18 protein-coding genes, 1 tRNA gene and 1 pseudogene are annotated in these 22,631 nt (G+C 72.0%); 4 read left to right on the top strand and 16 right to left on the bottom strand.

Annotated features, from left to right (window positions below; translation table 11 throughout):
- Positions 1–97 precede the first annotated feature (97 nt).
- The 8 genes from M2163_RS32645 to M2163_RS32610 all read right to left on the bottom strand — a co-directional run bounded on the left by M2163_RS32645 (position 98) and on the right by M2163_RS32610 (position 11,468).
- Complete coding sequence (locus M2163_RS32645; protein WP_280897355.1) at positions 98–1,900, bottom strand: trypsin-like serine protease; 1,803 nt, start codon at positions 1,898–1,900, stop codon at positions 98–100.
- Positions 1,901–2,034: 134 nt separating this feature from the next.
- Positions 2,035–4,062 carry a transcription termination factor Rho gene (gene rho / locus M2163_RS32640; RefSeq protein WP_280849298.1) on the bottom strand — a complete coding sequence of 676 codons (2,028 nt, stop codon included), beginning with the start codon at positions 4,060–4,062 and terminating at the stop codon, positions 2,035–2,037.
- A gap of 408 nt (positions 4,063–4,470) precedes the next feature.
- The gene (gene thrB / locus M2163_RS32635; RefSeq protein WP_280849299.1) at positions 4,471–5,400 is read right to left on the bottom strand and encodes a homoserine kinase; all 930 of its coding nucleotides are present in this window, start codon (positions 5,398–5,400) and stop codon (positions 4,471–4,473) included.
- 291 nt (positions 5,401–5,691) lie between these two features.
- Positions 5,692–6,750, bottom strand: coding sequence for a threonine synthase (thrC, locus tag M2163_RS32630; RefSeq protein ID WP_280849300.1), 1,059 nt, complete (start codon positions 6,748–6,750; stop codon positions 5,692–5,694).
- A 6-nt stretch (positions 6,751–6,756) separates the two neighbouring features.
- The gene (locus M2163_RS32625; RefSeq protein ID WP_280849301.1) at positions 6,757–8,049 is read right to left on the bottom strand and encodes a homoserine dehydrogenase; all 1,293 of its coding nucleotides are present in this window, start codon (positions 8,047–8,049) and stop codon (positions 6,757–6,759) included.
- A 189-nt stretch (positions 8,050–8,238) separates the two neighbouring features.
- Positions 8,239–9,630 carry a diaminopimelate decarboxylase gene (lysA, locus tag M2163_RS32620; RefSeq protein ID WP_280849302.1) on the bottom strand — a complete coding sequence of 464 codons (1,392 nt, stop codon included), beginning with the start codon at positions 9,628–9,630 and terminating at the stop codon, positions 8,239–8,241.
- A 22-nt stretch (positions 9,631–9,652) separates the two neighbouring features.
- Positions 9,653–10,855, bottom strand: coding sequence for an ArgS-related anticodon-binding protein NrtL (gene nrtL, locus M2163_RS32615; protein WP_280849303.1), 1,203 nt, complete (start codon positions 10,853–10,855; stop codon positions 9,653–9,655).
- A gap of 142 nt (positions 10,856–10,997) precedes the next feature.
- Entirely contained in the window at positions 10,998–11,468 is a 471-nt protein-coding gene (locus tag M2163_RS32610) for a response regulator (RefSeq protein WP_280895754.1), read from the bottom strand.
- A 155-nt stretch (positions 11,469–11,623) separates the two neighbouring features.
- Here M2163_RS32610 and M2163_RS32605 point away from each other — a divergent pair.
- Both M2163_RS32605 and M2163_RS32600 read left to right on the top strand, forming a co-directional pair.
- A tRNA-Arg gene (locus M2163_RS32605) sits at positions 11,624–11,695 on the top strand.
- Between the two features lie 300 nt (positions 11,696–11,995).
- Entirely contained in the window at positions 11,996–12,628 is a 633-nt protein-coding gene (locus tag M2163_RS32600) for a hypothetical protein (protein ID WP_280849327.1), read from the top strand.
- A gap of 62 nt (positions 12,629–12,690) precedes the next feature.
- Here the strand turns inward: M2163_RS32600 and M2163_RS46660 are convergent.
- Positions 12,691–12,991 (bottom strand): annotated as a pseudogene (locus M2163_RS46660) (site-specific integrase); the annotation flags it as partial.
- Positions 12,992–13,403: 412 nt separating this feature from the next.
- On the opposite strand from M2163_RS46660, the gene M2163_RS32595 reads away from it, so the two are divergent.
- Positions 13,404–14,066, top strand: coding sequence for a hypothetical protein (locus tag M2163_RS32595; RefSeq protein WP_280895753.1), 663 nt, complete (start codon positions 13,404–13,406; stop codon positions 14,064–14,066).
- Between the two features lie 82 nt (positions 14,067–14,148).
- Positions 14,149–15,039 (top strand): SDR family oxidoreductase, encoded by an 891-nt coding sequence (locus M2163_RS32590; RefSeq protein WP_280849328.1) that lies wholly within the window; start codon positions 14,149–14,151, stop codon positions 15,037–15,039.
- Between the two features lie 6 nt (positions 15,040–15,045).
- Here the strand turns inward: M2163_RS32590 and M2163_RS32585 are convergent, their stop codons facing one another.
- The 7 genes from M2163_RS32585 to M2163_RS32555 all read right to left on the bottom strand — a co-directional run bounded on the left by M2163_RS32585 (position 15,046) and on the right by M2163_RS32555 (position 22,564).
- On the bottom strand, positions 15,046–15,897 hold the full coding sequence (locus M2163_RS32585; protein ID WP_280897354.1) for a glycosyltransferase: 852 nt from the start codon (positions 15,895–15,897) through the stop codon (positions 15,046–15,048).
- A gap of 109 nt (positions 15,898–16,006) precedes the next feature.
- A complete protein-coding gene (locus M2163_RS32580) occupies positions 16,007–17,059 on the bottom strand; it encodes a glycosyltransferase family 9 protein (RefSeq protein ID WP_280895752.1) in 1,053 nt (350 codons plus the stop codon).
- A gap of 328 nt (positions 17,060–17,387) precedes the next feature.
- On the bottom strand, positions 17,388–18,824 hold the full coding sequence (gene rfaE2, locus M2163_RS32575; protein WP_280895751.1) for a D-glycero-beta-D-manno-heptose 1-phosphate adenylyltransferase: 1,437 nt from the start codon (positions 18,822–18,824) through the stop codon (positions 17,388–17,390).
- Positions 18,821–19,429 carry an SIS domain-containing protein gene (locus tag M2163_RS32570; RefSeq protein WP_280849331.1) on the bottom strand — a complete coding sequence of 203 codons (609 nt, stop codon included), beginning with the start codon at positions 19,427–19,429 and terminating at the stop codon, positions 18,821–18,823. Before M2163_RS32570 ends, rfaE2 begins: the two co-directional genes overlap by 4 nt.
- Complete coding sequence (locus M2163_RS32565) at positions 19,426–20,661, bottom strand: glycosyltransferase (protein ID WP_280895750.1); 1,236 nt, start codon at positions 20,659–20,661, stop codon at positions 19,426–19,428. Before M2163_RS32565 ends, M2163_RS32570 begins: the two co-directional genes overlap by 4 nt.
- Positions 20,658–21,620 (bottom strand): glycosyltransferase, encoded by a 963-nt coding sequence (locus tag M2163_RS32560; RefSeq protein ID WP_280895749.1) that lies wholly within the window; start codon positions 21,618–21,620, stop codon positions 20,658–20,660. The genes M2163_RS32565 and M2163_RS32560 overlap by 4 nt, the downstream gene beginning before the upstream one ends.
- Positions 21,617–22,564 (bottom strand): glycosyltransferase family 9 protein, encoded by a 948-nt coding sequence (locus M2163_RS32555; protein WP_280897353.1) that lies wholly within the window; start codon positions 22,562–22,564, stop codon positions 21,617–21,619. Before M2163_RS32555 ends, M2163_RS32560 begins: the two co-directional genes overlap by 4 nt.
- Positions 22,565–22,631: the final 67 nt, after the last annotated feature.

Raw genomic sequence — 22,631 nt, 5'->3', positions numbered from 1 at the left:
TCGAGAAAGGGTTGCACGACGTGCTGTGACCACCACGTGAAGCAGCGGTCACAGCACGTCACGGGAGAATCAGGGCAAGCCCTGTTCACCAGCGGTTTCAGCCAAAGATGTCGTACTGCTGGAAACCGGTGCCCAGGCTGGTCCTTGTGGCGAAGATCTCGCTGGTCGCCTTGCCGGTGCCCTTGTACAGGTAGAGCGTGCCGCCCGGGGTGCGGGCCACGAGGTCGGCCCTGCCGTCGCCGGTGATGTCACCGACGGCGTCGAAGGCGTTGTACGTCGTGCTGCTCCAGTTGCGCACCTTGACCCGGGCCGCGAAGACGCCCGTGCCGGCCTTGCCGGTGCCCTTGTACAGGTAGACGTCGCCGGTGCTCTTGTTGCGGGCGAGCACGTCCGCCTTGCCGTCGCCGGTGAAGTCGCCGTGGCCCAGCAGGAAGTTGTACTGGCTCCAGCCGCCGCCGACCTTCACCCGGGTGGCGAAGCTGCCGTCACCCCTGCCCGGGTAGATCCACAGGACGCCCCCGGAGTCGACCGAGAGCAGGTCGGCCTTGTAGTCGCCGGTCACGTCACCGGGCGTGACGATCCGGGTGCGGGTCCGCCAGTCGGTGAAGACCTTCTTCGGAGCCGCCCAGGCGCCTCCGGTGGACGACGGGACGAACCGCAGCCAGTAGACGTCACCGGTGGCGGAGACGCGGTACACGAGGTCCTGGTAGCCGTCCCGGTTTAGGTCGGTCTGCCGGACCAGGTTCACGCCGTTCCAGTCGCCCCAGGACTGCCGGGCGGCCAGGGTGGTGCCCTTGGAGTCCAGCTCGTAGCCGACCTTGGTGGAGGAGTTGCGCACCCACAGGTCGGCCTTGTGGTCGAAGTTCAGGTTGGTGTCGTCGATGCGCGGGTAGGCGGCGCCGACGTACTTGCTGACCTTGGTGAAGACGCTGTAGGCGCCCTTGGCGACGCAGTCCGTCACGTTCCAGGAGACGACGCCGACGATCCGCCCGTTCACGACGAGGGGGCCGCCGGAGTCACCGCTGCAGATGGCGGTCGTACCGGCGTCGCTGCCGCTGGCGGCCGGGCCCGCGCACGTCATGTGCCCCTTGATGAACCAGGAACCGTAGGCCGCGGCGCAGGTCGTGTCCGACTTGATGGGCAGCGTGGCCGTCTTCAGCGTCTCGGAGATGGCGTCGCTGGTGGAGCTGGTGCGGCCCCAGCCGTAGACCTTGGCGGTCTTGGCGCCGGTCGTGGCGGGGTCGTAGGAGGCGGTGTCCGTGGACGTCGTCATACGGATCGGGGTCGCCTTGACGGGAGCCGCCAGGGTCAGGACCGCGATGTCGTTGTCGATGGTGTCCTCGTTGTACGACGGGTGGTACCACTGCCGCAGCACGGCCGTGGCGGTACCGCCGTGCAGGTCGCCGTTCTCGGAGAGCAGCTGGGTGGCCCCGGTCACCACGGTGCCGCCGTTGGCCCAGTTCGCGCCCTTGACGCAGTGTGCGGCGGTGAGGATCTTCGTCGGCGCGACGACCGCGCCGCCGCAGAAGAAGCCGGTGTCGTCGCTGGTGTCCGTGGTGCCCTTGTTGTCGACGTACCAGAGCTGGGCCATCCACGGGGCGGAGCTGATGGTGGTCGTCGTACCGCCGATGATCATCGGCGAGATGGTGGAGTCGACCGTGCCACCGCCGGTCGGCGTCCGGGTCGCGGTGCGGGAGGCGTCCACGACGGCGGCCGCCTCGGCGATGCGCTGCTTCAGCTCGGCCTGCGTCGGCGTGGACACGGCGGCGGGCGCGGCCGGTGCCTGCGGTTCGGGCACCACGGTGGCGGCGTTCGCCGACGTGGCCAGCAGCGCGGCGGCCACGGCGACGGGCAGAGCGATCCATGCGCGCCGTCTGTGCCAGCCGGCGCCTCCGGACATGGGTATGCCCATGCAAGTCCCCCCTAGGGATCACAAGTTCACAGATCGAGAATTCGACCGAAGAGCGTGATCGTAAACCAAAGAGGGCCGCCCCCCGACAGTCGGGGGGCGGCCCTCTTCTGGAACGCTCGACGTCAGTCGCCGTTGCCCGGCGTCGGCGTCGTCTTCTGGATCTGCATCAGGAACTCGGCGTTCGACTTCGTCTGCTTCATCTTGTCGAGGAGCAGCTCCACCGCCTGCTGCTGGTCGAGGGCGTGCAGCACCCGGCGCAGCTTCCAGACGATCCCGAGCTCGTCGGGAGCGAGCAGGATCTCTTCCTTGCGGGTACCGGACGCGTCCACGTCCACCGCCGGGAAGATCCGCTTGTCGGCGAGCTTCCGGTCGAGCTTGAGCTCGGCGTTGCCGGTGCCCTTGAACTCCTCGAAGATCACCTCGTCCATGCGGGACCCGGTGTCCACCAGGGCGGTGGCGAGGATGGTCAGCGAGCCGCCGTCCTCGATGTTGCGGGCCGCACCGAAGAAGCGCTTCGGCGGGTACAGCGCGGTCGAGTCGACACCACCGGACAGGATGCGGCCGGAGGCGGGCGCGGCGAGGTTGTACGCACGGCCCAGACGCGTGATCGAGTCGAGCAGCACGACCACGTCGTGGCCCAGCTCCACCAGACGCTTGGCGCGCTCGATGGCGAGCTCGGCGACCGTGGTGTGGTCCTCGGCGGGGCGGTCGAAGGTCGAGGAGATGACCTCGCCCTTGACCGACCGCTGCATGTCGGTGACCTCTTCCGGACGCTCGTCGACCAGGACGACCATCAGGTGGCACTCGGGGTTGTTGTGCGTGATCGCGTTGGCGATCGCCTGCATGATCATGGTCTTGCCGGTCTTCGGCGGGGCCACGATCAGACCGCGCTGGCCCTTACCGATCGGCGCGACGAGGTCGATGATGCGGGTGGTGAGGACACCGGGGTCCGTCTCCAGGCGGAGGCGGTCCTGCGGGTACAGCGGGGTCAGCTTGTTGAACTCCGGGCGGCCGCGGCCGTGTTCGGGCGCCATGCCGTTGACGGAGTCCAGGCGGACCAGCGCGTTGAACTTCTCGCGCCGCTCGCCTTCCTTGGGCTGACGGACCGCGCCGGTGATGTGGTCGCCCTTGCGCAGGCCGTTCTTGCGGACCTGGGCGAGGGAGACGTACACGTCGTTCGGGCCGGGCAGGTAGCCCGAGGTCCGGATGAAGGCGTAGTTGTCGAGGATGTCCAGGATGCCCGCGACCGGGATCAGGACGTCGTCCTCGTTGATCTGCGGCTCCGGGCCGCCCATCTCGTCACGCCCACGACGGCCGCGGCGGTCGCGGTAACGGCCCCGGCGGCCGCGGCGGCCGCCCTCGAAGTCGTCGTCGTCCTGCGGGCCGTTGTCGCGCTGCTGGCGGTCCTGACGGCCGCCGCCCTGCTGCTGGTTCTGCTGCTGGCGGTCCTGACGGCCGCCGCCCTGCTGGTCGTCGCTCTTGCGACGGTCCCCACGGTCGCGGTCGCCGCGCTCACCGCGGTCACGACCACGGTCACGGCGGTCGCGGCGGCCACGGCCCTCGCCGTCACCGGCGTCGCCCTGCGGCTGCTGCGCGGGCGTCTCGGCCTTGGGCTCGCTCTTCGCCTCGGCCGCGACGGTCTCGGGGCTGCCCGCCGGGGCGCCGGCCTCGGCGGTGGCGCGGCGGCGGCGGCGCTCGGTGGGGGCGTCGTCCCCGCCGCGCTCGGCGGCCGGCTGGCCGGGGATCTCGATCTGCTGCTGGGCCACGGCCTTCTCGGCGGGGGCCTCGGCGCCCGTCTCGGCCTTCTTCTCGGCGGCCTCGCCGGTGCGGGCCTTGGAGGTGGCGCGGCGCTTCGGCTTGGTCTCGGCGGCGTCGCCGTCGGGCGAGGACGCGGCCTTGGGAGCCGCGGCACCTCCCCCGGCCTGCGCCTCCTTGATGACCTCGATCAGCTGGCTCTTGCGCATGCGCGCGGTGCCCTTGATACCGAGGCCGGATGCGACCTGCTGCAGCTCGGCCAGCACCATGCCGTCGAGGCCGGTACCGCGGCGCCGCCGGGAGCCGGCACCGGTGGCAGGCGCGGAGGCGTCCGTGGCGGGCGCGGCAGCGGTCTCCTCGACACGTGCGCCCATCAGATCGGTGGTGTCGCTCACGAAGGGTCCTTCCCTGGAGCGGACGTCGGCCTGTCTGGCTCGGCGACCGTTTGTGCTGTCCGACGTCGGTCCCATCCTTGTGGACCGTGCCGGGGCGGTGGTCCGCCTGAACGGCGGAGGAATGTGGTGACGGCGCTTCCGGGAGCCGTGGCACTGAGTGTCCGTGTCACGTGGCTTGGTCACACCGGTTCCGGAGCGTGCCCGGCAAGTCGCTCAGTGCTCGCGTACGAGGTACTGCCCATGTACGTCGTGCGGAACGCAGTGCGGCTTGGGAGGCTCCCGGAAGAATGTCTGTCCCGGACGGGGACGTGAAGCACCTCGCCATGGTGGGGTCGGGTGCAGACTTGAGATTAACACTACCGGATCCAACAAACATTCCCCCTCTCGAAATCCGGCACACGCCGGATCTCAGATGTCACTGGCGGCCGCGAGCGGGAGCACACAGGCTCCCTGGGCGTCGAGGTCCAGCCGGTTGGCGGCCCAGCCCTCGCCCGCCAGGTGGGCCACCTTGTCGGCGCTGTCCGCGTCGACCAGCGCGAGCACGGTGGGCCCCGCTCCCGAGATGACTGCCGGGACTCCGTCGGCCCGCAGCCGCTCCACCAGTGCGGCGCTCTCCGGCATGGCGGGGGCGCGGTACTCCTGGTGGAGACGGTCCTCGGTGGCCGGCAGCAGCAGCTCGGGGCGCCTGGTGAGGGCCTCGACGAGCAGCGCGGCACGGCCGGCGTTGGCGGCGGCGTCGACGTGCGGCACGGAGCGCGGGAGCAGTCCGCGCGCCGTCTCGGTCAGGACGGGCTTTCCGGGCACGAAAACCACCGGAACGATGGAATCGTGCGGCTCCAGCCTGATCGCCCGGGCGGCACCGGCCTCCATCCAGGCGATCGTGAAGCCGCCGAGCAGACAGGGGGCCACGTTGTCGGGGTGGCCCTCGATCTCGGTGGCGAGCTCGAGGAGCGCGGTGTCGTCGAGCCGGGCCTCGCCGCCTATGGTCACGGCGCGGGCGGCGACGATCCCGGCGCAGATGGCGGCCGAGGAGGAGCCGAGGCCCCGGCCGTGCGGGATGCGGTTGGCGCAGACGATCTCCAGGCCGCGCGGCTGGCCGCCCAGCAGGTCGAAGGCGGTGCGCAGGGAACGTACGAGCAGGTGGTTCTCGTCACGCGGGAGCGTGTCGCTCCCCTCTCCCGCGATGTCGATGTGCAGCCCTGAGTCGGCCACCCGGACGACGACGTCGTCGTAGAGCCCCAGCGAGAGGCCCAGGGCGTCGAAGCCCGGGCCGAGGTTGGCGCTGGTGGCGGGGACGCGCACCCGGACGGCGGCGGCGCGGAAGGCGGGACCGGCCATCTCTCGATGACTCTCCTTGAGCTGCGTGATTGTCGAATGACATTCGATGACGTACGAAGACCCTGCCGACCGCGGAGACGACGCGGCACCCCGCTGTACGCGAGGGCATATGCAGCGGGCGGGTTCGGTACAGCCTATCGAAGGAAGGTTCTGTGGCGACATAGGGCGCACAGGAGGCGCACGATGCGTGTCGTAAGCCCCCTGTGCACCCCCGGTGGGGAAGGCCCTGCCGTACGCCCGTCAGGGGTGCCGCGCGCTGCTACGCGAGCCCGAGGCGCTCGGCCGCCGCTGCTACGCGAGCCCGAGGCGCTCGGCCGCCGTCGCCGCGTCGACCGGCACGGTGACGGGCTGCGGGGCGCCCGCGACGGCCCAGTCGGGGTCCTTGAGGCCGTTGCCGGTGACCGTGCACACGATCTTCTGGCCCGGGTCGACCTTGCCCTGCTCGGCGGCCTTCAGCAGACCGGCCACCGAGGCGGCGGAGGCGGGCTCCACGAAGACGCCCTCCTGAGCGGCCAACAGCCGGTAGGCGCGCAGGATCTCACGGTCCGTCACCTCGTCGATGAACCCGCCGGACTCGTCCCGCGCCGCGAGGGCGTAGTTCCAGGAGGCCGGGTTGCCGATGCGGATGGCGGTGGCGATCGTCGAGGGGTCCTTGACGACCTCTCCGCGCACGATCGGGGCGCTGCCGGAGGCCTGGAAGCCCCACATCCGGGGGGTCTTCGCGGCCACGCCGTCGGCGGCGTACTCCTTGTAGCCCTTCCAGTACGCCGTGATGTTGCCGGCGTTGCCGACCGGCAGGACGTGGATGTCGGGCGCGTCGCCGAGCATGTCGACGATCTCGAAGGCCGCGGTCTTCTGGCCCTCGATGCGTACCGGGTTGACCGAATTGACCAGTGCCACCGGGTAGTTGTCGCTCAGCGAACGGGCCAGGGTGAGGCAGTCGTCGAAGTTCCCGTCGACCTGGAGGATCTTCGCGCCGTGCACGAGAGCCTGGCCCATCTTGCCGAGCGCGATCTTGCCCTGCGGGACGAGCACGGCGGAGACCATGCCCGCGCGTACGGCGTAGGCGGCGGCGCTGGCCGAGGTGTTGCCGGTGGAGGCGCAGATGACCGCCTTCGCGCCCTCCTCCTTGGCCCGAGTGATGGCCATGGTCATGCCGCGGTCCTTGAAGGAACCGGTGGGGTTGGCGCCCTCCACCTTGAGGTGGACCTCGCACCCGGTGCGCTCGGAGAGCACCTGCGCGGGCACGAGGGGCGTGCCGCCCTCGCGGAGCGTCACGACCGGCGTGCTGTCGGAGACGGGCAGCCGGTCCCGGTACTCCTCGATGATTCCGCGCCACTGGTGGGTCATTGCTGGTTACTCTCCTTCAACCCGCATGATGCTGGCGACACCCCGCACGGTGTCGAGCTTGCGCAACGCCTCGACGGTCCCGCCCAGGGCGGCGTCGGACGCGCGGTGCGTGACGACGACGAGAGACGCCTCGCCGTCCTTCCCCTGCTGCCGAACGGTATCGATGGACACCCCGTGCTCGGCGAACACGGTGGCGACCTGGGCGAGAACACCCGGTTTGTCGGCGACGTCCAGGCTGATGTGGTAGCGCGTGACGACCTCGCCCATGCCCTCGACGGGCAGGGCGGCGTACGCGGACTCACCGGGCCCGGTGGTGCCGCTGAGCCGGTTGCGGCAGACGGCGACCAGGTCGCCGAGGACGGCGGAGGCGGTGGGAGCGCCGCCGGCGCCCGGGCCGTAGAACATCAGCTGGCCGGAGGCGTCGGACTCGACGAACACGGCGTTGTAGGCGCCGCGGACGGACGCGAGCGGGTGTGTGAGGGGGATCATCGCGGGGTGCACGCGCGCGGTGACCGACCGGCCGTCCTCGGCGCGCTCGCAGATGGCGAGCAGCTTGATGGTGCAGCCCATCTCCTTCGCGGAGGCGAAGTCGGCGGCGGTGACCTCGGTCATGCCCTCGCGGTAGACGTCGTCGAGCCGCACGCGCGTGTGGAAGGCGATCCCGGCGAGGATGGCGGCCTTGGCGGCGGCGTCGAAGCCCTCGACGTCGGCGGTCGGATCGGCCTCGGCGTAGCCCAGGGCGGTGGCCTCGTCGAGGGCCTCCTGGTATCCCGCCCCGGTGCTGTCCATCTTGTCGAGGATGAAGTTGGTCGTGCCGTTGACGATCCCGAGCACCCGGTTGACCTTGTCGCCGGCGAGGGACTCGCGCAGCGGGCGGATCAGCGGGATGGCACCGGCGACGGCGGCCTCGTAGTAGAGGTCCTTGTCGGCCTTCTGGGCCGCCGCGTGCAGGGCGGCGCCGTCCTGGGCGAGGAGCGCCTTGTTGGCCGAGACGACGGAGGCGCCGTGCTCGAAGGCGGTGGTGATGAGGGAGCGCGCGGGCTCGATGCCCCCGATCACCTCCACGACGACGTCGATGTCCCCGCGTTTGACGAGGGCGGTGGCGTCGGTCGTGACGAGTTCCTGCGGGATGCCCTCACGGACCTTGGAGGGCCGCCGTACCGCGACCCCCGCGAGCTCCACGGGGGCCCCGATGCGGGCGGCGAGGTCGTCCGCGTGCGTCGTCATGATGCGCGCCACCTCTGAGCCGACCACTCCACAGCCCAGCAGCGCCACCTTCAGCGGACGCGTACGCATCATCCGACCTCGTTTCCTCATACCGTCTACGGTGGAACCAGTCTCACTCACCGGACGGGAGTTTCTGCCCCTCGTCCGGATTATGAGACATCTATTTCATTTGTCCGGGGGTGGAAGACCGCAGATCTTCCGTTCCCGGTCTTCCGTTCCCGGTCTTCCGTTCCTGGTCTTCCGTTCCTGGTCTGCGGCAGTTCATCCGACGTCGAGCCGCAGCAGGTCCTCCTCCGTCTCGCGGCGGACGATGACCCGGGACGCGCCGTCGCCGACGGCGACGACCGGCGGACGCAGCACGTGGTTGTAGTTGCTCGCCATGGAACGGCAGTAGGCGCCCGTCGCCGGTACGGCGATGAGGTCACCCGGTGCCAGGTCGGCCGGCAGGAACGCATCCTTGACCACGATGTCCCCGCTCTCGCAGTGCTTGCCGACGACCCGCGCGAGCATGGGCTCGGCGTCGCTGGTCCGGGACACGAGGGCGACGGTGTACTCGGCGTCGTACAGCGCGGTGCGGATGTTGTCCGACATCCCGCCGTCGACGGAGACGTAGGTGCGCAGCCCGTCGAGGGGCTTGATGGTGCCGACCTCGTACAGCGTGAACGCGGTGGGACCGACGATGGCGCGGCCGGGCTCGACGGAGATGCGCGGGGTCCGCAGCCGGGCCGCCTCGCACTCACGGCTGACGATCTCGGTGAGGGCCTTGGCGATCTCGTGCGGTTCACGCGGGTCGTCGTCGGAGGTGTAGGCGATCCCGAGCCCGCCCCCGAGGTCGATTTCCGGAAGCTCGACCCCGTGCTCGTCACGGACGTCCTTGAGCAGGCCGACCACGCGGTGCGCGGCGACCTCGAAGCCGGACATGTCGAAGATCTGCGACCCGATGTGGGAGTGGATGCCGATGAGTTCGAGGCTGTCGAGCTGCAGGGCGCGCCGCACGGCCTCGGCGGCCTGACCGCCGGCCAGCGGGATGCCGAACTTCTGGTCCTCGTGGGCGGTCGCGATGAACTCGTGGGTGTGCGCCTCGACGCCCACGGTGACACGGATCTGGACGCGCTGCCGCGTGCCGAGTTCACGAGCGATGTGGGCGACCCGGACGATCTCCTGGAAGGAGTCGAGGACGATGCGTCCGACCCCCTGGGTGATCGCGCGGCGGATCTCCGCCGTCGACTTGTTGTTGCCGTGGAAGGCGATGCGGTCGGCGGGCATGCCGGCGGAGAGCGCGGTGGCGAGCTCGCCCCCGGAGCACACGTCGAGGTTGAGCCCCTCCTCGTGCAGCCAGCGCACGACGGCCCGGGACAGGAACGCCTTGCCGGCGTAGAAGACGTCGGCGTCCTGGCCGAAGGCGGTGCGCCAGGCCCGCGCCCGGGCCCGGAAGTCGGCCTCGTCGACGACGTAGGCGGGGGTGCCGTGCTCCTCGGCGAGGGCCTTGACGTCGATACCGCCGACGGTGACCACACCGTCCTCGTTGCGCTCGACGGTCTGGGCCCAGACCTTGGGGTCGAGGGTGTTGAGGTCGGCGGGCGGCGCGGAGTAGTGGCCCTCGGGAAGGACGTCGGCGTGACGGGGCCCGGCGGGGTGTGCGGAACGGCTCATCTTCTTGACTGGCTCTCTGTTCTCAGAGGTGTTCGGGTGCGTCGATGCCGAGCAGGGTCAGGCCACCGGCCAGCACCGCCCCGGCGGCTTCGGCGAGCGCGAGCCGGGCACGGTGGGCGGCCGAGGGTTTCTCCGCACCGCGCGGGAGGACGGCGGCGAGAAGGGGAAGCACGGCATCGGCGACGGTGACGAGGTGCCGGGCCAGGCGGTCGGGGGCGTGGTGTGCGGCGGCGGCCTGGAGGATGCGGGGGTGATCGGCGAGGGCGTTCCGGAGGGGGGTCGGGTCCGGTACGGCCGCGGCCGCCTTGTCTGCGCCTGGTGGGTTCAGGTCCCCGGGCTCGGCGTGGAAGCCCAGGTCGGCGGCGTTGCGGGTGAGGGCCCGGGTGCGGGCGTATGCGTAACGGACCCGGAAGAGAGGGTTGCCCTCCCGCTGGACCAGGTGGTCGGCGCTGATACGGGGCCGGTCGTGGGGGGCGGGGTGGAGAAGCGCCCAGCGGGCGGCGTCGCGGCCGAGGGGGGTGGGGTCGGCGGGGGCCGGGGTGGGGCGGGTGTTGACGTGGAGGGGGGTGGCGGGGGTGGCGGGTGCCGGTACGGCGGTGGCGGGGGCCGGTACGGGGCGGACGTTGACGTCGGGAGGGGTGGTGGCAGGGGCCGTGGCCGGAGTGGTGGCAGGGGCCGTGGCGGGAGCGTTGGCCTCGGGGCTGCCGTGGGCGTCGACCTGGACGCCGAGGAGGTCGGTCCAGGCCGGTTCCGGGCCGGCGACGCAGCTGGTGCGGACGACGGCGCCCTGGGCACGGAGGATGCGGGCGACGGCGTCCATCACGACGACGGCGCGGACCTCGTGGGGCGCGTGCAGCCGCACGAGCTTCCCGGTGGGCCGGTCGGCGTGCCCGTACCGCTGCCCCAGCCGCAGGATCTCCCGCACGAGGGCGTCTCCGCTCCCCCGCCGCAGGCTGATGTTGAGGAACCCGGGCCCGGTGACGACGACGTCACTGATGCCGTCGCTCTGCGCGAGGCGCCGCCGGAGGATCTCGGCGACCCGCAACGGCGGCTGTCCGGCCGGCCGGGCGAGCTTGAGGGCGACGTTGGTGGCGTAGTCACCGCAGCCGCCGGGCCCCGGGGGCGCGACGTCGGTCCGCCCCGGCACGGGCACGTCCAGCTCCCCGTCGTCGACAGCACGACGCACCACGCGCAGCACGGTACGGGAGAGCTCGACGGGGGTCACGGGACAAGCGTATGGGAGGAGGGGGGTGGGAGGGCGAGCGGGTTTGGCGGGGGTCCGGGATGTGGGACGGGGGACGATGGCGCAGTGGGGCCTGGCCGACGGACACTCGCCGTTTCCGCCTTGTGGTCCGGTGTGGCGGGGTTCAGGCGCCGGTGCGACCGGCTCGCTCGGTCTCTCCGCTGCCGAGGACGCCCCCGACGAGCGGACTGTCGTCCTCCCCCGGTCCCCGCCCTTCTCGGCTCACCTCGATCAAGTGCCGCACGAGCCGCACGAGTTCGGCGGGCTCGAAGGGCTTGGCGAGGAAGGCGTCGACGCCGACGTCGAGGCCACTGTCGACCTCGTGCTGCGTACAGGCGCTGACGATGGCGAGGGGAAGGTGAGCGGTCCGGGGGTCGGAACGCAGCTGCGCGGCGGTCCGCAGTCCGTCCAGCCGGGGCATGACCACATCGAGGGTCACGACATCGGGACGCACCTGATGAACGACATCCAGACACTCGACACCATCGGCCGCGGTCACGACCTCGAGACCCTCCAGCTCGAGATTGACCCTGATCAACTGCCGGATGACCTTGTTGTCGTCCACAACAAGCACCCGACCCGACGCGCCTGGCACAACTCGAGAGTAGGTGCGGACCGGCCACCGCGTCCGGGTTTTCCCCACTTCCACCCCGTGGGGGGATCCGGGCCCGCGAAACCCGTTCCTGATCACCCCGAGGGAGCTGGTAGTGTTTCACCCGTCGCCGCGAGCCACCAGCTCGACGCTGACACGCCCCCGTAGCTCAGGGGATAGAGCAACGGCCTCCGGAGCCGTGTGCGCAGGTTCGAATCCTGCCGGGGGCACCCTTCATACGGTGCCCAAAGACCCCGTCACCAGCGGAAACGCTGAGGCCGGGGTCTTCGCGTATGTGCAGGCGTATGCGGCCCGAAGCGGCTCTATGTCGAGGTCTGTGGACGAGGCGTGGACGGGATCTTGGGGCATTCCCGCAGGTGACCAGACCCATCGCCGCCCAACAGCCGGAGTCCCCCGTTATCGTCGTGCCGATGTTGGACGGCTGCTCGGGTGGAGAGCCATGCCTCAATGAGCGAGTCACGCCGCCATGTGCTGTCCGCAGGCCTCGTACGGACGGGTTGGGGGATCTCGTGGACGTGACCACGCTAGCCGTCGCGCTCATCGGTGTCGGAGGGACGTTGACCGGGACTCTGGGCGGGGCGCTGCTCAGCCAGCGCGTCACCCGCGAGCAGAACCAGCGGGCCGACCGTGAACGGGCCGAGGACCGCCAGGAACGGGCACAGGAAGCCAGGCGAGATCTCTACGCCCGCCTCAACACCACGGCCCGTGCTTATCGCGTCGCGGCCCGGGACGCGGTCCGAGCGGCGGAGCGCGGTGAGACCGTCGAGCCGGCAGTCCTCGAAGCCGCCAAGGACGCTTGGGCGGAGAACCACTCCGTGGCACAGATGGCTCTACCTAAAGACGTCCATGAGATCGCCTCGTCCCTCAACCGAGCACTCGGAGTCGGGTACACCGCCGTGAAGCAGCTGCCGACCAGCCCCGACCCAGTCGGGGCCTACGTTCGCGCTGGAGCTTGGTTCAGCGGTCCACTGTCCGATGGCGTGTACCTCCTGCGGGTCGCCCTGCGCCACGACCTCGGCGTCGAGGTTGAGCCCGACTTCGAGCAAGCTCGCTCGCAAATGCTTGCTGCGCTCAACAGTGAGCGGAGGACCCTTGAGCGCCTGCTCGCCTCTGAGCAAGCGCAGACCATGCGGCCCGTTTGACCCGCCAGGCAAACGAGAGACCCCTGGCATCACGCCAGGGGCCTCCGAAATGTCGTATGCCGTCATTCGTACTCGCGAAGCAGATCCTCGATACGCCGATTGGCGACATCCTGGCGCCCGTCGAGACACTTCGCGTAGCGGGTCAGCAGGACCTCAATACTGTTGCCCGCACGCTCGGCGACCTCGGTCGGATCGACGCCCGCATTCAGCCATTTCGACAGTGCCGAGTGCCGAGTGCCGAAGGTCGTACGGCCGGCTTGCGAGCGGCGAAGCTGCGGCGGCCGGCGGCAGCGCGAGCAGACGAGCTTCCTGCCACACGCGGTAGTACGTCGAGGGCGGGACGACCGAGCCCTTCTCGCTGAAGACAAATATGGAGAGATTACCATCGACGCGTGGCACAGTCATGCTGAAATCTACAATAACCGTCAGGCCGCACCGACATCGAACTTGGTTTTTCTACATTTTTCTTGAATAGATGTAATCGATCTGGCATCTTGCGAGCGCGGCCGATCGGAGGGCTTGATCAGACTGTTAACTGGAAGATTGACGCCAGGTTCAATCGCGAGGCCCTAATCCAACGTGTTGAATACTTGGCAAGATTCCGCAACCGAGTCACCATCTCTCAGATGGATGCCCGCTCCTTCATTCGTCACCTTGAGCCACAGAGTGACGATGTTCTGATGTATGTCGACTCGGATACGGCGTCCCCGTAGTCGCCTGCGGACGGCTCATTGCAGGAACCCGTCGTGTCAGAGGCGTGCGCTTGGATGGGTGGGTGACTGTTCAAGACGTTGCTCGGCGGCTGCCCGGGATTGCTGTCCTTCGTGAGCACTGCCGTTCCCTTGCCATGCTGGAGGCCGTCCTGTGCCCTGAGTGGGCCTACCGCTACCACTCCTTCGACGACCACTGGGCCGAAGGGGAGTCGATGGCCTCTATGCGGAATGGATCGGGGGATGACTACTCCATCGTCTTCTCGGGCGCCGGGGCCTACGTCCGTGGGTTCGATCATGAATCGCCCATGAGCCCCTATGCGGAGGACAGGCCCTGGCCCGGTGTGCTCGACGAGGTTCCCGGCGTCTTTCAGGCGTATGTCAAGGAGCCCGCGTTCTCCGATGACGGCCTGCCTCGCGTCACCGCGTGCATGTGGCGGGAGGCAGGGGACGGCGGATGGAGGACGGGGGCGATCGACTTCCCCGAGGGGAGGACGGACGATCCGGACGGCGCCGACTTTCTCTTCGAACTGTTGGTGGAGCGGTCGGCCGAGGCCTTTCAGGAGTGGGCCCAGGACTGTTACGAGGTTCCGGTCGACCTGGAGGCCGTTCGGCACGTCTTCTCCTCGCGTCCGCTGACCGCGGAAGTGGTCCGTGCGTTGAATTCGGAGATCACCTTGGCAGACCTCGCCCAGGACATCGCGGAGATCGGTTACCCGAGACCGTAGCGTCCTCGGATGCTTTTCGAGGGGGCCGCCGTGGGAACCCGCTCCTGCGAACGTACCCCCCACCGATGTCGAGGAGGCCGCCGTGGCCGAGCAGGAGCGGACCCCGCAGGATCCCGTGACGCAGCATCCGCAGCCCGAGTTTCCTGAGCAGGACCAGTCGCATCCGGGCTGGACCGGGCCGATGGATCCGCCGCCGGATCACGGTGAGGAGTCGTACCGCGGTGCCGGGCGGCTGGAGGGGCGCAAGGCCGTCATCACGGGTGGGGACTCCGGTATCGGGCGGGCGGTGGCGCTGGCGTTCGCGCGGGAGGGCGCCGACGTGCTGTTCACGCATCTGCCAGAGGAGGCCGACGATGCGCGGGAGACGTCCCGGCTGGTCGAGGACGCCGGGCGCAAGGCGGTCGCCGTCTCCTGCGACATCCGCGAGGAGGACAACTGCCGTGCGCTGGTGGAGCGGGCGGTCGCGGAGTTCGGGCGGATCGACGTGCTGGTGAACAACGCGGCGTACCAGATGTCGCAGCCGGACGGTATCGAGGCCATCACGACCGAGCAGTTCGACCGGGTGATGCGCACCAACCTCTACGGGATGTTCTGGCTGACCAAGTTCGCCGTGCCGCACATCCCGAAGGGTGGCAGCGTCATCAACTCCACGTCGGTGCAGGCGTACAAGCCCAGTCCGCACCTGCTGGACTACGCGATGACCAAGGGTGCCATCGTGACCTTCACCCAGGGGCTGGCCCAGATGCTCGCGGAGCGCGGCATCCGCGTCAACGCGGTCGCGCCGGGCCCGGTGTGGACGCCGTTGATCCCCGCGACGATGCCCGACACCGCGGAGTTCGGCAAGCAGAGCCCGCTCGGCCGCCCGGCCCAGCCTGCCGAACTGGCCCCGGCCTACGTCTATCTGGCTTCTCAGGAGGCCAGCTTCGTCACCGCGGAGATCCTCAATGCCACCGGTGGCACGCCCCTGCCGTAAGGCCGACTAGCGGGCATGCTCCAGCAGTCTGATCGCCGCCTCCACGTGCGGCGGCAGAGGTCGGCGCCCTGCCAGGGCGGCGGGGAGGCGTACGGCCGTTTCGCGCAGGGCGCGGCGGGCGCCGGGTTCGCCGGTGGCCGCCGCGGCGGTCAGGCGGGCGGTGGCCCGCAGGGCCGTCGGCAGCGGGCGGCGCAGCCAGAAGGTCAGGACCTCGTTGCGGCGCAGCAGGTGGTTTCGTCCGTCGCGGCCGCCGGACGCGGGGTGGTGACGGGCCGTCAGTGACGGCTCGTAGGTGACGCCCCAGCCGTCGGCCGCGAGGTCGTAGGCGAGCAGGGTCTCCTCGCCGCCGAAGAACAGCAGCGGGTGGTAGCCGCCCGCCCGGAGGTAGGCGTCCCGGCGCACCACGCAGGCGCAGGCCAGGAAGCCGAGGACCGGGCGGCCCGGCAGGTCGGGCTCGTGCGGCAGTGGTGAGGCGGCGAGCACGGCGTTGAAGGGGTCCTCGGTCCGCTCGGGGCCGACGAGCGTGCGGGCTGCCAGGAGGCCCAGTCGGGGATGCCTGTCGAGCAGGTCGGCGGCCTGCCGCAGCGCGCCCCGCGTCCACCAGGAGTCGTCGTCGCTGAACGCGACGTAGGGCGTGTCGGCCCGCCGTACCGCGAGGTTGCGGCCCAGGGCGCCGGTGTTCCGGGCGGGTTTCAGCACCCGGACGGCCGGCCCACGGTGACGCAGGGCTTCGAGGGTCGTGTCGTCGGAGCTGTTGTCGACGACGATGACCGGGGGCCGCTCCGGCAGAGCCGTGAGGGCTTCGACCGTGCGCAGGATGGCGGCGGGGCGGTCGCGGGTGATGACCGCGACCGTGATCCGGCCGTCCGGGCCCTCCCCGTCGTCCGGGCGATCCCGGTCGTCCCGGCGATCCCGGTCGTCCCGGCGATCCCGGTCGTCCCGGGCACCGGGGCGGTCGGCCGGGTTCTCAGGCCGGGGCCGTGGGGACACCGGCGTCCCTTCCCCTCCGGGCCGGTGCACCGGCGCGTACGGGTCGCAGCAGGGACAGCGCGGCGGTGACGGCCTCGTCGGTGCCGATGCGCAGCAACTGGGGGTCGGGGGCGTCGCCGTGCGGGTCGCCGGGCGGTCCGGCCTTCCACAGGGCGATGTGGTGCGCGGCAGCGGGCGGGCCCCACAGGTCGGGCGACACGGGTCCGAAGAGCGTCACCGACGGCGTGGCGTGAGCCACGGCGAGATGCGCCGGTCCGGTGTCGCCGCTCACGACGAGCGTGGCATGGGCGATGAGCGCCGACAGTTCGCCGAACGGCAGGCCGCCGCGCAGTACGTCCCGCTCCGGCAGGCCCGCGCTTGCGGCGACCTCCAGGACCAGGGCGTCCTCCGCCGGGCCTCCGGTGACGACGACACGGTGACCGGCGGTGCGCAGGCGTCGTACGAGATCGGCGAAGCGTTCGGTGGGCCAGCGGCGGGACGCGGCCTCCGCGCCGGGGTGGACGACGACCGCGCCCGGCGCCGGGGACGATGTGTCCGGTGGCGGCAGGTGCAGGTCGGAGGGTTCGGCGGGGATGCCGTACGCCGCGAGGAAGTCGCACCACCGTTCGCGCTCGTGCTGGTCCGGCCGCCACACCGGGGGTTCGGGGAGGGCCGGGTCGGGGTGGGCGTGGGCCAGGAGCCGACGGGGGGTGAGGGCGGCCAGCGCGTCGCGGCTCTCGGGTCCGTTGCCGTGCAGGTCGACGGCGATGTCGGGAGGTGGGCCGGTCCATCCGTCCAGCATGGGCACGGCCCGTCCCGGGGCCTGGGCCGGGAGGATGTCGTCCACCGCTCCCGTGGCCAGCGCGGCCTCGCCGAGGGCCGGCGGGATCGCCAGGACGACGTGATGCCCGGGGAAGGCCCGGCGGATCCCGCGGAGAGCGGGGACCGAGGCGAGCAGGTCGCCCAGTCCCAGCGCGCGCAGCACCAGGAGCCGGGGGCGGTCGGTCGTCGGCTCCGCCGCACCGGCCGGGTGTGCGGACTGAGCCGCCACCGGGCGCGGGCGGCCCCTCACCGCTCCCCCACCCCAGCCAGGCGCACCGGCTGAGGCGCCACCAGGCATGGGCAGCCCTTCACCGACTCCAGCACCCTAGCCAGGCGCACCGGCTGAGGCCCCACCGGGCGCAGGCAGCCCGTCGTCGACTCCGCCGCCCCGCCCAGACACACCGACGAAGGCACCGCCGGACACAGGAAGCCCGCCACCGACTCCACCACCCCAGCCAGGCGCACGAACCGAGACGCCAGGCGCAGGCGGCCCCTCACCGACTCCCCCACCCCACCCCGACACACGAACCGAGACGCCACCAGGCGCAGGCACCCCCTCACCCGCTCCTCCGTCCCGCCGGGCGCACCCGCTGGGGGGTCGCCGCGGCGCGTTCCGCGATGCCGGTGGTGGAGCGGCCGTCCAGGTAGGGGAACAGGACGACCTGTCCGCCCCAGCTCTCCACGAGCGATGCCTCCGGCAGCTGGGCCAGGGCGTAGTCGCCGCCCTTGGCCCAGATGTGCGGGCGCAGCTCGCCGAGCAGTCGTTCCGGGGTGTCCTCGTCGAACACGGCGACCGCGTCGACGCACTCCAGCGCGCGCAGCACCCGGACCCGGTCGGCCAGCGGGACGAGGGGCCGGCCGCTGCCCTTGCGGCGGCGTACGGAGGCGTCGGAGTTGACGCACACCACCAGGCAGTCCCCGGTGCGGCGGGCGGCCTCCAGCAGGGCGACATGGCCGGCGTGCAGCAGGTCGAAGCAGCCGCCGGCGGCGACGACGGTGCCGCCGGCGGCCCGTACCCGGGTGGCCGTGCGCAGGGCGTCGTCGGTCGGTTCGTGGTCGTCGGAGGGGTGCGGGGGCGCGGCCGGGGCGGTGTCCACGGCGAGCGCGCGGGCGCCCCCTTCGGCGACGTACCGGGTGGCGGCGTGCACGGCGGCCCGCACCGCGGTCTCGGTGAGCTCGCCGTCGGCGAGGGATCCGGCGGCGGTCGCCGCGAACCGGTCCCCGGCCCCGCAGGCGTCGCCCTCGGCCGTGACCGGTGACGGCACCAGCAGCGGTGTCTCCCCGTGCGACAGCAGCGCGCCGCGGCCGCCCAGCGTCACGGCCACGGAGGCCGCACGCCAGGCCCGGACGAGCGTGTCGGCGTGGCGTGCCGCGGCGTGCAGGGCGCTGCCGCCCGGGGGCTCGTCGCCGGGGTGGACCCGGCCGGCGAAGGCCCGTGCCTCGCTCGCGCACGGGGTGGCCAGCCTGACGCCGGGCACCGGCGGCCTGCCGCGCGGGTGCGGGTCCCAGACGACGGGCACGCGGGCGGCCGCGGACCGCAGCGCCTCGCGCAGGACGTCGGCGGTGCCGCGGCCGTAGTCGGCGACGAGCACGGCACCGGCCTCCGCGATCGCCCGGCACGCCTCGTCGGTGCGTTCCCCGGCCCGCCCGTCGCCGTCGTCCAGGCGCAGCAGGGGCCGGTCCTCGGCGAGGACCCGTGTCTTGCTGGACAGGGCGCCGGTCAGGGGCAGCCGTACCAGACGCACCCGGTCGGGGAGCAGTCGGCACAGCGACGCGCTGGCCTCGTCGTCGCCCAGCGCGGTGACGAGGGTGACCTGCCTGCCGTCGGCCGCGGCGAGGCAGGCGGCCAGGGCGGCTCCGCCGGGCCGTGCGATCCGGCGGAGCGAGCTGACGACCGGGACGGGCGCGTCGGGGGCCAGCCGCTCGACCCGTCCGCACAGGTCGTGGTCGAGCAGGGCGTCGCCGACGACGAGCAGCGGGGCCGGGGCGCTCATGTGCCGCCCTCCACGTCCGGGTCGGCCGGCAGGCCGTCCTCCACCGTGCGGTCGAAGGACTCGCAGAGCATGTGGACGGCCACGAGGTGCAGTTCCTGGACCGTGGCGGACGTCGCCGCGTCCACGCACAGGGTGTCGTCCGCGCACCCTTCGAGCGGGTTGGGCGCGGGACCGGTCAGGACCCAGACGGTCATGCCCAGGCGGTGCGCCTCCTTCGCGGCGACGAGCAGGTTGGCGCTGGAGCCGCTGGTGGACAGCAGCATCAGCACGTCACCGGCGCGGCCGTGCGCGGCGACCTGCCGGGCGAAGATCTCCTGGACGCCGTAGTCGTTGGCGATGGCGGTGGTCGAGGACGTGTCGGCGTGCAGGGCGAGCGCGGAGAACGGCGGGCGGTCGTCGCGGTAGCGGCCCACGAGTTCGGCGGTCAGGTGCTGGGCCTGGGCCGCGCTGCCGCCGTTGCCCGCGACGAGGAGCCGGGCGCCGGTGCCCAGGCGTTCGGCGAGGGAGGTCCCCCAGCGCCGGACGACGGGGGCGGCGTGGTCGCGGAACCCTTCGAGTGCCTTCATCAGGTCGTCGCAGTGTGCGGTGTCGGCGGCGAGTTTCATCGGACGACTCCCGAGAGCGAGGGTACGGAGGAGACGGCGCCGTAGACCCGGGTGACCCCGTCGGCGACGCGGTCCCAGGTGTAGCGGGCGAGGACCCGACGGCGTCCGGCGACGCCGTACCGGGCGAGCCGGTCCGGGTCGTCGAGCAGCTCCCGTACGGTCGCGCCGAGGTCGTGGTCCTCGTCGGGCGGGACCAGGACGCCCGTGACGCCGTCGGCGACGGTGTCGAGCTGTCCGCCGACGGCGGTGGCGACGACGGGGGTGCCGCAGGCCATGGCCTCGACCGGGACGATGCCGAAGGGTTCGTAGCGGGGCACGGACAGCACGAGGTCCGCTTCGGACATGAGGGCGGGCATGCGGGTCCGGCTCACGCCTCCGAGCAGCGTCACGCGGTCGGCCACTCCGCACTCCCGGGCGATCGAGCACAGCCGTTCGGTCTCCGGCTCGGCGAGGAGGAGGGCCGGCTCGGGGCCTCCGGCGACGAGGAGTTCGGCGTCCGGCACGGCCGCCAGGGCGCGGATGGCCCGGTCGAAGCCCTTGCGGGGGACGAGCCGGCCGACGGTGAGCAGGCGCCGGGGCGCGGACGGGTCCCGGCGGGCTCCGGCGACCGGCGCGAACCGCACGGGGTCCACCCCGCAGGGGACGACGTGGATGCGCCGCTGGGGCAGCCCCATGGCGACGAGCTCACCCACCTCGTCCTCGCAGGTGGCGATGATGCCGCCGCACTCCCGTCCTACGGCCGTCTCGATCTCCACGCGTTCGCGCGGCGAGGTGTCGGCGGCGCCCTGGTGCCGTCTCTTCACGGTGCCGAGGGCGTGGTAGGTCTGCACGACGGGCACGCCCGTGGCGCGTGCCCCGGTCACCGCGGCGAGCCCGGACATCCAGAAGTGGGCGTGCACCACGTCGGGTGGTTCCGTCGCCCACTCGCGGGCCAGCCACGCGCCGAACTCCTCCATGTACGGGAGGAGTTCGTCCTTGGGTATCGGGGCGGGCGGCCCGGCGGGCACGTGCACGACCTTGACCCCGTCGGCGGTGACGACGCGCTCCGGCAGCCGCGGGTCGTCGCGGCGCGTGTACACGACGACCTCGTGGCCGCGGCGGGCCAGTTGGGCGGCGAGCTGGGCCACGTAGACGTTCTGGCCGCCCGCGTCGGGGCCGCCGAGCTCGGCCAGCGGGCTGGCGTGCTCGGAGACCATGGCGACGCGGCCGGCCGACGGCTGGCTGGGGCTCATCGGGTGACCTCCTTGATCAGGCGTTCCCAGTCGTCCCGGAAACGCCGCTCTCCGTAGCGGGACCGTGCCGCGGCCCGGGCGGTCTCCCCGGTCCGCCGGGCGCGGTCCCGGTCCGCGAGGAAGCCGCGGACGGCCTCCTCCAGGACGTCGAGGCGGTTGGAGACCACCCCGGCGCCCTCGGGCACGGCCTCGCGCACCTCCGTGGTGTCGAGCGCGACCACGGGCATGCCCAGGAACATGGCCTCCAGCAGCGACAGTCCGAGGGACGTCCACCGCACGGGGTGCAGGTAGAGGCGGCAGCGGGCCATCGCGGGGTGCAGTTCGCCCTGCGGCAGGTCGCGGCTGCGGCACCGGTCGGCCGACAGCCCGAGCCGGTCGGCGAGCCCCTCCGTGCGCATGCCGAAGACGTCCAGCGGCGCCGAGCGCGCGAACCGCTCCAGCAGGTCGGTCCCTGTGGTACGGCCGCGCCGCACGGGCTCGTTGACGACGACGGCCGCGCGGGTCTCCTCGCCGGTCCACAGGGGGCCCGGGTCGATGATGCCGTGCTCGATGACCTCGGTGGGTGCGCGGCCGTTGTCCCACATCAGGCGGTTGAAGTGGGTGACGTGGACGAGCGGGACGTCGCTCCGGTCGGCGAGGGGGTGGCGGGTGTCGACGGGCGTCTCGTGCGGGCTGTTGTGCTCGACGTACACGGCGGGCACGTCGGTGCCGGGACGGCGGCCGGTCCAGCGCAGGGCCAGGTCCAGCTCGTGCGGCCGCTGGAGGACCATCAGGTCGATGTCGGCCTCGCGCAGTTCGGCGGGGCTCAGCTCGCGGACGGTCGCCGGCCACTGCCAGGTCCTGGCCCGCCCGAGTCCGTCCGGTCCGCGGTCGGCCGTCACCGGGACGAGGAAGGTGTACGGGCCCTGGACGAACGAGGTCAGCCACGAGCCGTGCACATGCCAGACGAGGATGTTCATGCGCTCTCCTTGAGGAGTTTCTGCACGGCCCGCACCACGTCCTGGGCCGTGACCTCGTCCAGGCACGGATGGCCCGGCACGGGGCAGTGCCGGGCCCGGCTGTCGGCGCAGGGCGCGTGCTGGTCGCCGAGGAGCACGTGGGGCACGCCGTACGGTGCCCAGCGCTCGGCCGGGACGACGGGCGCGAACAGGGAGACCACGGGGGTGGCGACGGCGGCGGCCAGGTGGGCGGGGCCGGTGTTGCCGCACACCACGACGTCGGCCATGCGCAGGACGCCGGCCAGGGTCCGGGGGGTCGTCCGGCCGCCGAGGTCCACCGCGAAGCCGCCTGCGACCCGCCGGGTGAGGGCGCTCTCGTCGGGGCCGCCGGTGACGACGACGCGGTGCCCCGCCTCGGTGAGCAGGGCGACGGCCTCGGCGCAGCGGCTGGGACTCCAGGCCCGGGCGGGCGCGCTGGCACCGGGGTGTACGACGACGTAGGGGCCGTTGCCGGTCAGCGTGACGGTGTCCGGCGGCGGAAGGACCCGCAGCCTGCCGTCGTCGCCGGGCGGCGGGCGGAAGCCCAGGGCGGCGGCGGTGTCGAGCGCGGCCTCGGTCTCGTGCCGGCCGGGCAGCCGCCGGTGCCGTACGTCGAGCAGGCGGCCCGGGTGGTCGACGCTGTCGGCGCCGATGCGTGCGACGCCGGCCATCCGCAGCAGCAGGGCCGTGGGCAGCGGACTCTGGTGGAACGACGTGAGGATCAGCGCGGTGTCGAAGGCGTCCGCCCGCAGGCGCTCCAGCAGTCCGCCCACGTCCGCCTCGGCTACGGCGGGCGCGTCCACGCCCTCCCACGGGGCCGCCCAGGTGATCACGTCGTCGACGCCGGGCAGGAGCCGTGCTGCGGACTCGCCGAGCGGGCCGCAGAGCATGGTGACCCGGGCGGAGTGGGCGGCGACGGCCCGCACGGCGGGCCCGGCGAGCAGGACGTCACCGAAGCTGTCGAGCCGCACGACCAGGGCTTTCGGCGTGCTC

This window comes from Streptomyces sp. SAI-135, from assembly GCF_029893805.1.
Taxonomy (GTDB): Bacteria; Actinomycetota; Actinomycetes; order Streptomycetales; family Streptomycetaceae; genus Streptomyces.
This window is presented reverse-complemented; position numbering and strand designations above follow the sequence as displayed.

What these genes read in the sequence shown, in the direction of transcription:
- M2163_RS32625 (WP_280849301.1), bottom strand. Translation starts at nt 8,049, where the DNA reads ATGATGCGTACGCGTCCGCTGAAGGTGGCGCTGCTGGGCTGTGGAGTG.
- M2163_RS32645 (WP_280897355.1), bottom strand. Translation starts at nt 1,900, where the DNA reads ATGTCCGGAGGCGCCGGCTGGCACAGACGGCGCGCATGGATCGCTCTG.
- thrC (WP_280849300.1), bottom strand. Translation starts at nt 6,750, where the DNA reads ATGACCCACCAGTGGCGCGGAATCATCGAGGAGTACCGGGACCGGCTG.
- thrB (WP_280849299.1), bottom strand. Translation starts at nt 5,400, where the DNA reads ATGGCCGGTCCCGCCTTCCGCGCCGCCGCCGTCCGGGTGCGCGTCCCC.
- M2163_RS32560 (WP_280895749.1), bottom strand. Translation starts at nt 21,620, where the DNA reads ATGAACATCCTCGTCTGGCATGTGCACGGCTCGTGGCTGACCTCGTTC.
- lysA (WP_280849302.1), bottom strand. Translation starts at nt 9,630, where the DNA reads ATGAGCCGTTCCGCACACCCCGCCGGGCCCCGTCACGCCGACGTCCTT.
- M2163_RS32565 (WP_280895750.1), bottom strand. Translation starts at nt 20,661, where the DNA reads ATGAGCCCCAGCCAGCCGTCGGCCGGCCGCGTCGCCATGGTCTCCGAG.
- rfaE2 (WP_280895751.1), bottom strand. Translation starts at nt 18,824, where the DNA reads ATGAGCGCCCCGGCCCCGCTGCTCGTCGTCGGCGACGCCCTGCTCGAC.
- M2163_RS32570 (WP_280849331.1), bottom strand. Translation starts at nt 19,429, where the DNA reads ATGAAACTCGCCGCCGACACCGCACACTGCGACGACCTGATGAAGGCA.